This is a genomic window from Mycobacterium tilburgii, from assembly GCF_902168065.1.
In the GTDB taxonomy this organism is placed as follows: domain Bacteria; phylum Actinomycetota; class Actinomycetes; order Mycobacteriales; family Mycobacteriaceae; genus Mycobacterium; species Mycobacterium tilburgii.
The window spans coordinates 31,639-46,411 of record NZ_LR655715.1; the positions used below are offsets into that span (position 1 = coordinate 31,639).

General features: G+C 66.2%; 9 protein-coding genes and 7 pseudogenes. 4 read left to right on the forward strand and 12 right to left on the reverse strand.

Going from position 1 to position 14,773, the window contains the following annotated elements; genetic code table 11:
* Positions 1-157 precede the first annotated feature (157 nt).
* The 5 genes and pseudogenes from FQ389_RS11465 to FQ389_RS11485 all read right to left on the reverse strand — a co-directional run bounded on the left by FQ389_RS11465 (position 158) and on the right by FQ389_RS11485 (position 5,901).
* Positions 158-583, reverse strand: a pseudogene (locus FQ389_RS11465) (small basic family protein).
* A 29-nt stretch (positions 584-612) separates the two neighbouring features.
* Positions 613-1,205: pseudogene (locus tag FQ389_RS11470) on the reverse strand (DUF881 domain-containing protein).
* Positions 1,198-1,800, reverse strand: coding sequence for a CDP-alcohol phosphatidyltransferase family protein (locus FQ389_RS11475; protein WP_144207736.1), 603 nt, complete (start codon positions 1,798-1,800; stop codon positions 1,198-1,200). The pseudogene FQ389_RS11470 and the gene FQ389_RS11475 overlap by 8 nt, the downstream one beginning before the upstream one ends.
* 66 nt (positions 1,801-1,866) lie before the next feature.
* Entirely contained in the window at positions 1,867-4,209 is a 2,343-nt protein-coding gene (gene secA2, locus FQ389_RS11480; protein ID WP_144207739.1) for an accessory Sec system translocase SecA2, read from the reverse strand.
* A 35-nt stretch (positions 4,210-4,244) separates the two neighbouring features.
* Positions 4,245-5,901 (reverse strand): annotated as a pseudogene (locus tag FQ389_RS11485) (acetolactate synthase).
* A 93-nt stretch (positions 5,902-5,994) separates the two neighbouring features.
* Between FQ389_RS11485 and FQ389_RS11490 the strand changes: the two are divergent.
* Entirely contained in the window at positions 5,995-7,914 is a 1,920-nt protein-coding gene (locus FQ389_RS11490) for an ABC transporter ATP-binding protein/permease (protein WP_144207742.1), read from the forward strand.
* Here the strand turns inward: FQ389_RS11490 and FQ389_RS11495 are convergent.
* Positions 7,911-9,387 (reverse strand): annotated as a pseudogene (locus FQ389_RS11495) (FAD-binding protein). The gene FQ389_RS11490 and the pseudogene FQ389_RS11495 sit on opposite strands and share 4 nt — an antisense overlap.
* Before the next feature lie 149 nt (positions 9,388-9,536).
* A complete protein-coding gene (locus FQ389_RS11505; RefSeq protein ID WP_186296378.1) occupies positions 9,537-9,938 on the reverse strand; it encodes a TetR-like C-terminal domain-containing protein in 402 nt (133 codons plus the stop codon).
* A 59-nt stretch (positions 9,939-9,997) separates the two neighbouring features.
* On the opposite strand from FQ389_RS11505, the pseudogene FQ389_RS11510 reads away from it, so the two are divergent.
* A pseudogene (locus FQ389_RS11510) lies at positions 9,998-10,441 on the forward strand (nitroreductase family deazaflavin-dependent oxidoreductase).
* A gap of 37 nt (positions 10,442-10,478) precedes the next feature.
* Here FQ389_RS11510 and FQ389_RS11515 read toward each other — a convergent pair.
* Together FQ389_RS11515 and FQ389_RS11520 are read right to left on the reverse strand one after the other, a co-directional pair.
* The gene (locus FQ389_RS11515) at positions 10,479-11,144 is read right to left on the reverse strand and encodes an Rv1815 family serine proteinase (protein WP_144207745.1); all 666 of its coding nucleotides are present in this window, start codon (positions 11,142-11,144) and stop codon (positions 10,479-10,481) included.
* A gap of 103 nt (positions 11,145-11,247) precedes the next feature.
* Positions 11,248-11,919, reverse strand: a pseudogene (locus tag FQ389_RS11520) (sterol desaturase family protein).
* 104 nt (positions 11,920-12,023) lie between these two features.
* Here FQ389_RS11520 and FQ389_RS11525 point away from each other — a divergent pair.
* Positions 12,024-12,847, forward strand: a pseudogene (locus FQ389_RS11525) (FAD-dependent oxidoreductase).
* Between the two features lie 3 nt (positions 12,848-12,850).
* Here FQ389_RS11525 and FQ389_RS11530 read toward each other — a convergent pair.
* From FQ389_RS11530 to FQ389_RS11540, 3 genes are all read right to left on the reverse strand, one after another.
* Positions 12,851-13,561 carry an MgtC/SapB family protein gene (locus tag FQ389_RS11530; RefSeq protein ID WP_144207748.1) on the reverse strand — a complete coding sequence of 237 codons (711 nt, stop codon included), beginning with the start codon at positions 13,559-13,561 and terminating at the stop codon, positions 12,851-12,853.
* Positions 13,546-13,914, reverse strand: a complete 369-nt coding sequence (locus FQ389_RS11535) for a DUF732 domain-containing protein (RefSeq protein WP_144207751.1) — start codon at positions 13,912-13,914, stop codon at positions 13,546-13,548. Before FQ389_RS11535 ends, FQ389_RS11530 begins: the two co-directional genes overlap by 16 nt.
* Before the next feature lie 89 nt (positions 13,915-14,003).
* On the reverse strand, positions 14,004-14,327 hold the full coding sequence (locus tag FQ389_RS11540) for a DUF732 domain-containing protein (protein WP_144207754.1): 324 nt from the start codon (positions 14,325-14,327) through the stop codon (positions 14,004-14,006).
* A 185-nt stretch (positions 14,328-14,512) separates the two neighbouring features.
* Here FQ389_RS11540 and FQ389_RS20020 point away from each other — a divergent pair.
* Positions 14,513-14,773 (forward strand): hypothetical protein (locus FQ389_RS20020; protein ID WP_260860692.1); only part of this gene is annotated, 261 nt, incomplete at its 3' end.

Consider the following 14,773-nt stretch of genomic DNA (forward strand, 5'->3'; position numbering starts at 1 on the left):
TTGCCGGGCAATTCGTGGCGACCGTGCTGCGCGGCCGCTGGTCCGGCCTGGTGCGCGTCGGCTGCGGAATCGTCGTGCCGCGTTGGGGCGTCACGACTTTCGTCGGGTGTGCCGGTCGGCTGATCCTGGCTCACGCTGACCCCATCTCGCTTTGCTCCTAGGCTCCGAACAGGCGGCGCCGCAGCGCGGCGGCGTTGCCGAAGATTCCGGATGCCAACACCACATATGGATGCCCAACACCACAATGAGGGCCGTCGACAGCTGCGTACCGACAACCAGCTGGTCGCCGACGTAGACGATCAGCGCCGCCACGACGACATTGAACACGAACGACACCACGAAGACCTTGGGATCGAAGATCCGCTCCAGGTAAGCGCGCAGGCCGCCGAAGACCGCGTCCAACGTCGCGACGACGGCAATCGGTAACGTCGCGACGACGGCAATCGGTAACGTCGCGACGACGGCAATCGGTAACGTCGCGACGACGGCAATCGGTTAGGTACGGCTGAACGATCTCGGGCACAGCGGGGTGGAAAACCAAGCCCAACACGATGCCAACCGCAAGCGCCGCGATGCCGATCATGCGCGCTCCCGTCCGGGGCAGCTGATTTGTCACGAAGGCCCAATCTCTTTGGCGAACTTGACTTCTCGTATCGATCCGGCCTGCAGGGACAGACCGTCGGAAACGGTCACCGTGATGCCGACACCAAAGGAAACCTCTAGCAGCCTAAGCCGCTGCAGCCCGGGGCTGTTGTCGAACACGTCTCGCATCGCGTGTGGCGGCCCGACGGCGAGAATCGTGTAGGGCTGCTGGTGGGGTTGTTGTCGACCAGGATCGCTCCTCCGGCCTGGCGGATGGTCACTTCGGCCCGACCCGCACGCCACCGACCGAGATGGCCTCCGCACCGCAGGCCCACAGCGAGTTGACGACGAGCTGCAGGTCGCGATCCAGGATGATCTGCTGACTGCCATTCACCCGCTGCTTGGACACGTCGGAGAGGTTCGGGCAGTTGCTATGCGGTACGCACGCCGGGTTCGACCGAACGCGCCTGGGCGACCGCGGCGGCATAACCGGGATCGATGTGCTCGGAGAGCAGCGCACGCAGCAGGGACGGCACCGGGATGAGGGTCGGGCGCGTCGCGGCGTGCGCGCTGCGGCCCGCGTTGGGGTCGTAGTCGCCGAGCAGGCGATCCGGTTCAGCCATGTTCAGCCGCCTGGGTGACCTTCGGCATCCGGCGCAGCACCAGAACCATTTGCACCACGTACAGGACGAACGACCACAGGTATGCGTACAGGCCCCAGATCAGAAAGCCCCACCCGCACGCGCCGATGACGCGGCTCCACAGAGCGTCCCATGTTCCCAGCAAAACGAGTGGGAAGCCGGACATCAAGGCAAACGTGGCGGCCTTGCCGATGTAGGTGACGGACAGCGCAGTCAATCCGCGGCTGCGCAGCAGAGGCAGCGAGGCCGCCAGCAGTCCGTCGCGCACCAGCAACGTGATGACGAACCACCATGGCACGGTGCCGCTCAGCGCCAGCGCAACCGGGACCGTCACCATGTACAGGCGGTCGACCGCGGGATCAAGCAGGACACCCAGCCGCGATGACTGGTTCAGCGTGCGAGCGATTTTGCCGTCGGCCCAGTCGGAGGCGCCGCTGAACACCAGGATGGCCACGGCCCACGCGTTGGCGTGGGCAAACACTAGCAGGTAGACGAACACCGGGACGAGCAGCAGGCGGACGGCGCTCAACATGTTGGGCACTGTCAGCACCCGGTCTGGTAGCTGATCCTGCTCCATGAACCGTGACACTAGCCCGGTGACGATGCAGTGAGCGATGGGGACTATGCGGGGAGGCGGGTCGAGCTAGCGGAACACCCCGGGCAGGCTCAGCGTGGACAGCGTGTCGTCGGACAGCGGATTGTCGTTGACCATGTACGTCCACGTCGATGTTGGCCGCGCCAGCTTGGACAAATCCAGGCCCGGCTCTTCGTCGAGGACGTTCGCGGTTTCGAACGTATGCTGAGCCGCCTCGATGGCGTCGGCGGCCAGCGACGCGAAAGCGTCGACGGCCAACCGGTGGAATTCGTCAAGCGGGTTCTGCCGGCCCAGCGCGCGCAGGTGGATGCTCTCCCGAATGTCGGCGCGGTAGGCCAGATGGTCGGCCCAGCCGCGGTCCAGGTGATAGAGCATGATCTGCCGGCAGATCGTTTCCAGCCGCTCCTCGGAGAGACCCTCCGTCTCGGCCAGCTCCTGGTAGCGCTTCGGTGCCAGCTCGGTGAGTTCTTCACGCGCAGTTGCCGTGCACAGCAACGTGTTACGCCGGTCTACGATGATCGCACGCTGCTGCGCGGTCAGCTGGTTGTAACGCCAGGTGTTCGCGTGCACGTCCAGCATCCGGCCCTCGGCTACGCGCTGCGCATGGTCGAGCAGCCCAGCGGCCTTGGGGCTCAGTATCTTTCCGTCCTCGTCGGTCTGCTCGGGCAGTTTGTTGCGGTCGAGGTTGGCGGCGACGACGTCGTCCTCCCAACTCGAGAAGAACACCGACGAGCCCGGGTCGCCCTGGCGGCCGGCGCGTCCGCGCAGTTGATTGTCCAGTCGCTGAGTGTGATGGCGACCGGTGCCGACGACATGCAACCCGCCCAACTCGGCGACGCGGTCATGGTCCGCCTCGTCGGATCCGCCGAGGCGGATATCCGTTCCGCGCCCGGCCATTTGGGTTGACACGGTGACCGCGCCGTACTTGCCCGCCTCGGCGATCACCTGGGCTTCCTCGGCGTCGTTCTTGGCGTTGAGCACGACCGCTGGAACGCCGCGGCGCACCAGGCGCTCGTGCAACTCCTCGGACTCCGCCACATCGCGGGTACCGACCAAAACCGGCTGTCCCGTCTCGTGCACGGCCGCGATGTGCTCGACGATCGCGTCGTTCTTTGCCGCGGCCGTGATGTAGACGTGGTCCGGCTCGTCCTCGCGAATGTTGGGAGTATTCGGCGGAATTGGCGAAACACCGAGCTGATAGAACTGGCGCAGCTGCTCGCCGGCGGCCAGCGCTGTACCGGTCATCCCGCACACGGTGGCGTAGCGCTTGATCAGCGCCTGCACCGTGATGGTATCGAGCACCTCGCCCGTCTCGGTGATCTCGATGCCCTCCTTGGCCTCGACGGCCGCCTGCAACCCGTCCGGCCAGCGCTGCAGCTGCGCGATGCGGCCCCGGGAGGCGTTGATCAGATGGACCGCGTTGTCCCGCACGATGTAGTGCACGTCACGCTGCAACAGCACGTAGGCGTGCAGCGCGACGTTGATCTCGGTGAGCGTGGTGACGACGTGTTCCTCGGAGTACAGGTCGATACCGCCCAGCGCCTTCTCGACCTTGCGTGCTCCGGCCTCGGTGAGGTGCACGTTGCGGCTGTCGGCGTCGGTGTCGAAGTACTCGTCGGCGTTAGGGGCGCTGACCAGTTCGCCGACCAGTTTGATGATCTCCAGGCGCGGCGTCTCGCGATGCGTGGTCCCGGCCAGCACCAACGGCACCAGCGCCTCGTCGACCAGCACGGAGTCGGCCTCATCGATCAGGGCCACATCGGGATTGGGTGACACCAAGTCGTTGACATCGGTCACCAGCTGATCGCGCAGCACGTCGAAACCGATCTCGTTGACCGAGGCGTAGGTGACGTCGCAACCGTAGGCCGCGCGGCGCTCCTCGCTCGTCGACTCCCCGGTGATCCAGCCGACCGTCAGCCCCATCGCCTCCAGCAGCGGGCCCATCCACTCCGCGTCGCGGCGGGCCAGGTAGTCGTTGATGGTGACGACGTGCACGTGCCGTCCGGCCAGCGCGTACCCGGCGGCCGCAATCGCGCCGGCGAGCGTTTTACCCTCGCCGGTCGCCATCTCGATCACATCGCCGTCGAGCATGCGCAGCGCGCCCAGCAGCTGAACATCGAAGGGCCGCAGGCCGGTTGTCCGTTCAGCGGCCTCCCGGGCGAGCGCCAGGAACTGTGCGATGTCTTCGGAGTTGGCGAGAGCGTCGAGGTTGAGCAGGCCGGCCGCTTTGCGCAACTGTTCGTCTTTGAGGCCAGCGGCTTTATCGTCGTATTCCGACGAGGCGCTGACCTGGGACAGCGAGCGAGAGCGGTTCTTTTCCGTACTTGCGCCGAGCAGTCGCCAGAATCTGCTGCTCAGTCGGCCAGGTTGGATGCGGGTCGTCTTTGGCACAGGTCAACGGTACGCGGTGAGCAGATGACGATTCATCAAGCGAGGTTGGATCGGCGCGGATACGCTACGGCCGGGTCGGTGAGCACGTAGACCACCGTGGGCAGGCCGCTGGCAAACGCGCGCTCCAGCGCGGACCGCAGCTCGCCGGGCGCGGACACCAGTTCGCCGTGGCCGCCCAGCGCGCGCACCACCTCGTCGTAGCGGGTGCTCGGGCGTAGCTCGGCCACCACCGAGTAGCCGTAAATCGCCTCCATCGGTGCTTCTCCAGACCCCAGATGCCGTTGTTGCCGATCACCGACACGACCGGCACCTGATGGCGCACCAAGGTGTCCCATTCCATGCCGCTGAAGCCGAAGGCGCCGTCGCCCTGTAGCAGCACAACCTGGCGCCGCGGGTGGGCCAGTTTGGCGGCCAGCGCATAGCCGGGCCCCGAGCCGAGGCAGCCGAACGGGCCGCTGTCCAGCCAGCACCCCGGCTGGTAGCTGTCGATCACCCGGACGGCGTAGGAACCGAAGTCGCCGGCGTCGACGACGATGATGGCGTCGCGGTCCAGCATCGGTGCCAATTCGGCGTAGATCCGCATTGGGTGCAGCGGGATTCGGTCGTCGCCCAGCTCGCGCGCCTCCCGGCGGCAGGCCCCGGTTTCGGTCGTGCGCAGCGTCTCGATCCAGCCGCGGTGGCCGGCGCCGGCCGGGCCGGACAGCGCCGGGAGGATGGTGCCCAGATCGCCGTACACGCCCGCGGCGATCGGCCCGGGCATGCTCCCGTTCGGGCGAACACGACCGACCACGATGAGCGCAGTGTCGGGGCCGAACACCGTGCCGAAGCCGAGCCGAAAGTCCATCGGGACGACGACGGCGACATCGGCCTCGAGCCAGGGCCTGGGACCGCGCCCGCGAGAACGCCAACGGGTGATCGGCGGGCACGACACCGTGGGCCATCCCGTTAATCAGCACCGGGACCTGCCGCTGTTCGGCGAGCCGCAGTAACGCCGTCTCTCCGTGCCCCCACCAGACGTTGGTGCCGGCCATGATGACCGCTCGCTGCGCCCCGGACAACAGCGCGGCGGCTTGGTCGAGCGCCTCACTGTCCGGAGCCGGGGCCGGGGGCAGCGTGTGCAGCGCGCCCGCCCGGGCGTCGTCCTCGGACACGGAGAACACGTGATCGATCGGAAATTCAACGAACCCGACGCCCGAGGGGCCCCGACCGCGGTCCGCAGGGCATCGTCGACGAGACGGCCGGCGTCTTCGGTGGACGCGGCGGTGGCCACGAAGCGGCTCAATGGAGCCACGACCGGCACGTGGTCGATTTCCTGCAGCGACCCCATGCCCCAGCGCTGTACGGGCGCCCGGCCACCGAGCACGACCAGCGGTGACTGGTTCTGCTGTGCGGCGGCCATCGCGCTCATGCCGTTGGTGACCGCCGGGGCCCGCGGTCAGCGCGGCCACGCCCGGAATCCGCGTGATCTTCGACCAGCCCTCGGCGGCGAAGGTCGCGGTTTGCTCGTGCCGGGTGTCGATGAGACGAATGCCCTCTGCACGGCAGCCGTCGTAGATGGAGAACAGGTGGCCGCCCGACAACGTGAATAGGGTGTTGATGCGTGAATAGGGTGTTGATGCCGCTGGCCTTGAGTCGGCGGACGACGAGACGGCCGGCGTGGACGATCTGACTGGATGGAGCGTCGATACTCATAACCGCAACCTATCGACCGTCTCGGGTACCTTCGCGGGGAAGCATTCGCCCAGAGGCTCCCCGGGATGCCTCGATAGCCAGGAGACATCGACGTTGGGTCCCACGCTATTCAAGCCATCTATCGACTGGTCGTCAGCGCTGACCGATTCCCTGCAATGGGTCGCCATCGCTTGGGTGGTGGGCGCCGTGTGCCTGCTGATCGTGCTGGCCGCATTCAGGTATTTCACGCCGTGGGGTCGGCAGTTCTGGCGCATCACCCGCGGCTACTTCGTCGGCGCGGACAGTGTGAAGGTGTGGGTGATGCTCGGCGTGCTGCTGCTCTCGGTGCTGCTCTCGGTGCGGCTCACGGTGATGCTCAGTTACCAGGGCAACGATCTGTACACCGCGGTGCAGAAGGCGGTGCAGGGCATGGCCGCGGGCGACGTCGCCATCAAACGGTCTGGCGTTCATGGCTTTTGGATGTCACTGGTGATTTTCAGTGCGCTGGCGACGCTGTATGTAGCGCGGTTCATGGCCGATATCTACCTGACCCAGCGCTTTATCATCGCCTGGCGCATGTGGCTGACCACTCACCTGACCGACGACTGGCTGGACGGCCGCGCCTACTACCGGGATCTGTTCATCGACCACACGATTGACAACCCGGACCAGCGTATCCAGCAGGACATCGACATCTTCACCGCCAACGCCGGCGCGACCCCGAACATCCCGTCCAACGGGACGGGCAGCACCCTGCTGTTCGGGGCGGTCAACGCGGTCGCCTCGGTGATCTCGTTCGCCGCGATCCTGTGGAATTTGTCCGGCGATCTAACGCTGTTCGGGGTGACGTTGCCGCGCGCCATGTTCTGGACGGTGCTGGTGTATGTGCTGATCGCGACGGTGGTCGCGTTCTGGCTGGGGCGCCCGCTGATTTGGCTGAGCTTCAACAACGAAAAACTCAACGCCGCATTCCGTTACGCCCTGGTGAGGCTGCGGGATGCCGCCGAGGCGGTCGGTTTCTATCGGGGCGAGCAAGTCGAACGGAGCCAGTTGTGGCGGCGCTTTACCCCAATCATCGACAACTACCGCAAGTTCGTCCGCCGGACCATCATTTTCAACGGCTGGAACTGGTCGGTGTCGCAGGCGATCGTCCCGCTGCCGTGGGTGATTCAGGCGCCGCGGCTGTTCGCCGGCAAGATCGACTTCGGCGATGTGGGCCAGACGGCAACCGCGTTCGGCAACATTCACGACTCGCTGTCGTTCTTCCGGAACAACTACGACGCGTTCGCCTCGTTCCGGGCCGCAATCCTGCGTCTGCACGGGTTGGTCGACGCCAACGCCCAGGGCCGTGCCCTGCCGGCACTGCTGGTCAAGCCGAGTGAGGACACTGCCGTGGAACTCGCCCACGTGGAGGCGCGCACGCCGGACGGCGATCAGCTGATCGACTCGCTCGACGTGCAGTTGGACACCGGCGATTCGCTGGTGATCACCGGACGATCCGGCGCGGGCAAGACCACGCTGCTGCGCAGCCTGGCCGAGTTGTGGCCGTATGCCTCGGGAACGCTGTGCCGCCCGGACGGCGACAACGCGACGATGTTCCTGTCGCAGTTGCCGTACGTGCCGCTGGGCACCCTGCGAACCGTTGTGTGCTACCCGAATTCGCCGGAAGACATTCGGGAAGACATGTTGCGGGAAACCCTGAACAAGGTGGCGTTGGCCCCGCTCATCGAGCGGCTCGACGAAGAGCGCGACTGGGCCAAGGTGCTTTCCCCCGGTGAGCAGCAGCGCGTCGCGTTCGCCCGAATACTGCTGACCAAGCCGCGGGCGGTCTTCCTTGATGAGGCCACCTCCGCGCTCGACGAGGGCCTGGAGTTCGCGCTGTATCAGCTGCTGCGCAGCGAACTACCGGACTGCGTGGTGGTCAGCGTCAGCCACCGCCACACCGTCGAGCAGCACCACGACCAAGAGCTGCAATTGCTCGGCGGCGGGCAATGGCGCCTCGGGCCGGTCGGCTCGCGGCCCAGGGAGGTTTAGCGCGCCTTCGCTGCCGCGGCGGCGTGCGCTCCGGCGCGGCGCCCGAAGAACGACCCCTCGCCCAGCTGCGTGCCGCTGGCATAGCCCTTGCCGTCCTAGGCAATGTTGGATGCGCACGCCGCCGTCGCGTACAGGCCCGGCACCACCGTGCCGTCCACACGCAACACCTCGCCGTCCACCGAGGTGGCCAACCCGCCGATGGTGAACCCCGAGTACATGGCCCGCCCCAGCGACAGGTCGAAAACCGCCCACGGTCCATGATCTTGCGGCGCAAGGTATTCCGGTTGCTTGTGGAAGTCCGGATCTTCACCCTGCGAATTCGTTGTAGCGATCCGGTGTCGCCTTGAGGTTGCCGCTAGGAATGCCCAGCGCCTCCTCGATTTCGGCGACGGTCTCATATCCGTCCAGGAACCGGATCAACGGCATCTCGGGCATCTCGGTGTGCGCTTCGTCGACGATCAGGTACGCGGTTTGGTCCGGCTGCTCCAGCACGAACGCGGAGGTGCGCTAGTGGTAGGAGTCTTCGGTGACAAAACGCTTACCGTCCTTGTTGACGATCACCCCCGTCAGCAGGACGGCGAGCGGATAGGCCGCCGCCGTGATGAACAGTTCGTCCATGTACTTGGCCGCGCCGCCCGTGGAGATGCCCATCCGGATGCCCAGCCCGTCGTCGTTCGGGTTGCCCAGGATGTAGGGCGCCAACCGTGCCGTGATGCTTGGTTTTCCGCTCCTGAGCCAGCGCGGGCGTGTGCTCGGCGACCATCTCGGCGTTCATCGCGAAGCCGCCCGCGGCAATGATGACCGACTTTGCTTTGATCGCAGCGGTTTCGGCGAAATGCTTCCACACGACGCCGACCACCGCGCCGGCGTCGTCGAGCACCAGATTGGTCGCCCCGGTCTCGTAGCGCACCTGCACGCCCAGATCGGCGGCACGCTTGACCAACAGGTCGATCACTATGGCGGCGCCAACCAGCTCGCCGGGCACCGGCACCGAGTAACCGCGTGGCGCGGGCTTGGCCTGTTCGCAGAAGGGCCAGACCTTCTCGTTGCCGGTGTAGCTCAAGCCCTCGGTTCCCGGCGGCACCAACACCTTGCCCGGATAGTAGCTGCGCTCGAACTGAAAGCGCAGATCCTCCAGCCAGTTGAAATGCTCGACGCTGCCGTCGCAGTACGCGCGAATCTTCTCGTGATCGGGCGCGCGGGAGACCGCGACAAGGTACTTGTACATCTCCTCGGGCGAGTCGTCGTGCCCGGTGGCCTGCTGCACCGCCGTGCCCCGCCCAGGTAGAAATGGCTCCCGGCCATGGCGGTGGTGCCACCGGCCGCGGCGGCCCGCTCGAGCACCAACACCCACGCGCCTGCGGCCGCCGCGCATCCACCGCCGATGCCGAAGCCGATCACCAGGACGTCGACGTCGTCCGACCAGGACTGCACGCTGTCCACCGGAACGGTTGCCGGGATTTCGGTGCTCATGGGCGCCACTCCATTCTCATCGCCGGGCCGGGCATCGTAGCCGGCAGGGCTCACCGTTGCTGCTCCTGCTTGATGTGGTCGTAGAACGCCTTCATGTCGGGCGAGATGTAGGCGATCTCCAGGTACGGAACACCGGACTGTGGCGTTCGTCAATGCTGGGCGAGCATGTCCACCAGCAGCCGCAGCTGGATGTCGAAGACCGCTTCCGGGTCGGTCAGCGTGCCGGCGTCGTATTGTCCGAACACCTCGAAGCTGATCGCACCCACCACCCCCGCCCAGAACAAAAAGCACTTGGCCATGACGGCGTCGTCGCACGGAAACCCGAATTCGTGCCGAATTCGATCGAAGTCCGACGACATAGGTTGTGGCACAACGACATTCGCCAGCCTTGTGTCGCCGGTGGTGATTCCCGCGGCGATCGTGTCGAAGACGGCGCCGATCACGCGGGTGCCGACCGCTACGGTGCGCTCGGGTGGTGCGTGATATCCGGGCACCGGACTGCCGTCTGACACAAACGAGAACACTGCTCTTGCTTTTGCGCGTGGCACCATTACCAGCAATGAGAGCACTGCTCTCAAATCGTCGCGGGAGCATGCGGAAAGGACCCTCAATGTCCACGCGCTACGAAGACCCCAACCGGGTGGCGCGGGGAGGTAACGCTGTCATTCGCTGGCTCGTCGAGTCCGTGGTCAGCGTCGCGGGGACATGCGCGCTTCGGGTTCGCGACCGTAAGACGGGCAAGCCACGCTCGGTAGTGATCAACCTGCTGACCATCGGCGGCGTGGAGTACCTCGTCTCCCCCGCGGCAACACCCAATGGGCACGCAACGTGCGGGCCGCGGGCGAGGTCGAGATGGGACCCACGCTGGCGACAGCAATGTCGGCTGGCCGCAGCGGTCGAGGACGCGGCCAAGCCGGAGCTGCTGAAGCGCTACCTCGACCGGTGGTATTGGCAGGTCAAGGGGCACGTGGCCGGGTTGACGCCGCATTCCATCGACGAGGAATTCCGTGCCGCGGCGCCGTCAATCCCGGTGTTCGTGCTGGGGTCACGCTGACGGCCTAGCTTTCCCCTGGCCCTCCCCTAGCCGTCCTTTAGCTGTCCCCGACGCGGCCCGCGAGATCTTGGTGGACCTGCTCCGAGGTGGTCCGCCACGACACCGCGGCAGGCAGGTCACCCCAGACGCTGTTGAAGATCCCGACGATCTGTCCCGGGCCGCCCGGCGAGGCCAGGTAAACCGGCCCGCCGGAGTCGCCCGGGTGGCTCTGGACGCCGTGCGACATGATGAACCAGCCGTTGTTCACGGCTTCGACGGTTCCGCAAGTCTCGCCGGTCGACACCCCGAAGTGGCAGACCGACTGCCCGGGCGCGACCACCACGTTCGGGCTCGACACCAGCGGCCGCCCGTCCGGCAGGATGTTGTTCGCCGGGATGTTGGGGTCGAGTACAATGGCCTCGTAGTCGCTGATCGCCCGGTCCACCGCCACCGTCGAGCCGCTGGGCGTGTCGTCGCGGAAGGTCACCAGGTGGCCGATGGCGTTACGGTTCTTGTCGGTCACGACCGTTGCCAACCCACTGCGGCAATGGCCGGCGGTGTAGGCGAGCCGCTGGCCCGGGTCGACGTAACCCAGCGTGCATAGTCGGTTTTCCTGCAGGATCTCCATTCCCGGATACACCGTGACGAGGTTGGCGTGGGCGGCCGGCAGGCCGGGACCCAACCCTAGGACGACAACTGACGCGGCCACCGCGCGAAACATCATGGACAGACTCCGTTTCTCCGTCGAGGCCGACGCGCGCCGACCAAGTTGAGATTACGTCGTTACTGTTTCGACATCGACCTATTCGGCGCAGCCGGCTCCGGCGTTACATCGAGGTGGCCAGGCGTACTCCTTCGTCGGACCGGGCAACGGGGCGCGGGGTCCATCCCGGCAGGCAGAACAGGTAACCCAGCCGGTCGCGAAAACGCTTCGCCGAGCGCCAGTCCCGCGCGATCGCGACGTACTCGTGCGTCTGCAGCTTCCAGATGTTGAAGGTGTCCACCTGCTTGGTAAGGCCGTAGTGCGGGCGGAACAGTTCGGCCTGGAAGCTGCTGAGCATCCGGTCCCACACGATGAAGATGCCGCCGTAGTCCTTGTCCAGGCACAGCTGGTCCATGCCGTGGTGCACCCGGTGGTGAGACGGGGTGTTGAAGACGAACTAGATCGGGCGGGGCAACTTGCCGATGCGCTCGGTGTGCACCCAGTACTGGTAGATCAGGTTCGGTGACCAGCTGAAAAACACCATCCACGGCAGAAGCCCCAACAGCGGCAACGGGACCCACATCAGGATCTCGCCGCTGTTGTTGCATTTCTGCCGAAGCGCGGTCGCTCCATCGAGATTCTTGCGATCGATCACGGGTCCGATAGACGCCGCGAAGGCGGGCCGGGCATCTTCGTTTGCTGCCTGCTTGAGGCGTTCCAGCTTGCGCGCCGCCGTCCACTCCAGAGTCAGGAACAGCAGGAAGAATAGGATCGCGAACAACACGGGATCCCGCATCGGTTACGGCAGCCTGAATCAGAATCCGGTGACGGCATTCACACGGATAGATTACGACGGTTGGTCGCGGATGCCGGCGCCCCGACCGGACAAGGGATGTACAGGTGACCGCTGTGCTGGTGGTCGGGGCGGGGTTTGCGGGCTGTGGACGGCGCTGGGCGCCGCCCGCCGGCTCGACGAACTCGCGGTGCCGGCGGGAACGGTCAACATCACGGTCGTGAGCCCGATGCCGTTCCACGACATCCGGGTCCGCAACTATGAGGCAGACCTGAGCCCGTGCCGCATCCCGATCGCCGACCTGCTCGACCCGGTCGGCATAGCGCACATCGCCGCCGAGGTGCGGCCCGTCATCGAACAGGCGTTATCCGACAACGGGGTCGAGACCAGAACGGGAGTGAACGTCACCGCCGCCAGTCCGCGCGGCGTGGCGCTGTCGTCCGGCGAGCAACTAGAGGCCGCCACGGTGGTGTGGTGTGCCGGGGTACGCGCCCACCCGTTGACCGCGCAGCTGCCAGTGGTTCGCGATCCGCTCGGCCGGTTGCCGGTCGACGATTATCTGCGGGTGGTCGGCGTCGAGTCGGTGTTCGCCGTGGGTGATGTGGCGGCCGCCCGCATGGACGATGAGCACCTGCCGGTGATGTTGTGCCAGCATGGCCGGCCCATGGGCCGTTACGCCGGCTACAACGTGATCAGCGACCTGCTCGGTGAGCCCATGCTGGAGCTGCGGATCCCTTGGTACGTCACGGTTCTCGCTCTCGGTCCGCCGACGCGGTCTACACCGAGGGTTGGGACCGTATGGTGATCGCCACCGGCGAGAACGCCAAAACGACCAAACGAACCATCAACTGCGAGCGGATCTATACCCCACCTGACCGGCGCCCGGGAAGACCTGCTGGCCACCGCGCAGGCGCTGCAGGCCCGCCACTAGGGTTCAGTCCGGCTGGCCTTCGTCGGCGGCGTACCACTGCACCGCGCGCACCCCGGGTTGCAAGGACAGTTCGGCGACCAGTCGCTCGAGTTTGGCCGGGGTGTGGCCGTCGACGAGTACGTGTGCGGTCAAGGTGATCTCGTCGTCGCCGGCATGGCCGGTCTGGATGCCGCGCAGAGTCAGGTCGTTGCTGCTGGCGTGCTGGACCAGCTGAGCGCGGGCGTACTTTTCCGCCTTCGGGCGGCAGATCGCCTGCACCAGAAAGGGTTGACGGCCCTCGTCGTCCTCGGTGTTGTCGTCGTGGTCGATCACCCGGCCGAGCGGGCGGCCCACCACGTGGATCGCGATGACGGTGAAGGTGGCGATCAGGGTGAACACCAGGTGCCCGGAGGCGGCCAGCACCCCGATCGCCGCCGAGCACCAGAGCGTGGCCGCGGTGTTGAGGCCCCGAACGTTGACGCCTTCGCGCAGGATCACACCACCGCCGAGGAAGCCGACCCCGGAGACGACATAGGACGCGACCCGGGTCGGGCTGCTGTCCTCGGCGGCCACGGCATACAGCACGAACAGCGTGGCACCAGCGGCTACCAGTGCATTGGTGCGCAAACCGGCCCGCCGGGCCCGCCACTGCCGTTCGACGCCGACCAACGCACCACAGCCGACGCCGACGCCTAGCCGGAGCGCGAAATCGGCGACGGTCAGCGTCTGCGCCACATCGCACTCCTTACCCCGACGGCACGCTCAAGCGAGTAATGGCCAGCCAACCACACCGAGGTGAACGGCAGGTGGCAGGCCGGAAGTGGTACACCGGTACCGCGTGCCGGCCAGATTATTGCCGAGTTGGCGCGGCAGAAGTACTTCACCGAGATGCCGACGAATCGGATGGCCTGGGCGGTGGTCAGTCGAGGGTTGTTGCGGGTTAGGTCATCGACCAGTTCCGCGCCGAGTCTACCGTCACCGATCAGCTCGCAGACGGCATTTCCCGTCGCGACGGTCTTGGCCGGGTCGGTGTAGCCGACGCCGGGCGCCGCGCACGGTGGCCAGAAACGAGGTGTCGTCGGAGCCATCCGTGGTATCGGCACGAACCGGCGGACCCGGCACCACCAAGAGCGTGGTGATGCCCAGCAGCGCCAGCCAGAGGTCGAGCGCCATCCGACTACGCCTTAGAGAGTTGTTGTGGGCAGTAGTACTTCGCGGAGATCAACGCGAAGTTGGAGGCCATCTCCATGTCCATGCCGGGGTTGTGCAGTTTGACATCGTGGACGAGTTCCAGGCCGTTCTCGCCGTTGTTCAGGCACGAGCAGACGGCGCGGCCGGCGGTGACGGCCGACCCGTCACTGGAGAAGCTGAAACCGGCTTGGTGCAGGGCGGCGACGAAGCCTGCGTCGTCGCCGTCGGGTTCTGGCACCGGGGTGGCGTGGGCGGGTGCTGCCAGCGCGATCATAGCGGTGGCCCCTCGCAGCGTGATGAGCCGTTTCATCGGCGATGCCACCACCCCGCGTCAATGGCGCCAACGCACCCGAGATGAATTTCGGCCCAGCCAAGTACGCTCCCAAACCCTGCCCGTTTTGACCAAAGGCGTAGGACTGACCGAACACCAGGAACGGCCCACCCGGGATGTTCGACCAGGACTGTGGACGAATAGACGACGAATAGACCCCGGTGATGGCGGACCAGATGGTGTTCCAATTGGTGATGGCCGGTGGCACCGTCAGTCCCGATGACCCGCCCTGTTGGCCGCTGGCCAGTGTTTGGATTCCGGTAGTGGCGGCGAGGTGGGACAGGGTCACCGCAGTGTTGCCGCTGGAGGTGCCCGTCGATTGGGCCACCGCGGCGGCCATTGCGATCGACGACGGCCCACCCCACACGGCCCGGCGACCAAGCTCTCGATCGTCGAACCATAGGCGGCCGCCGTGGAATGCAACT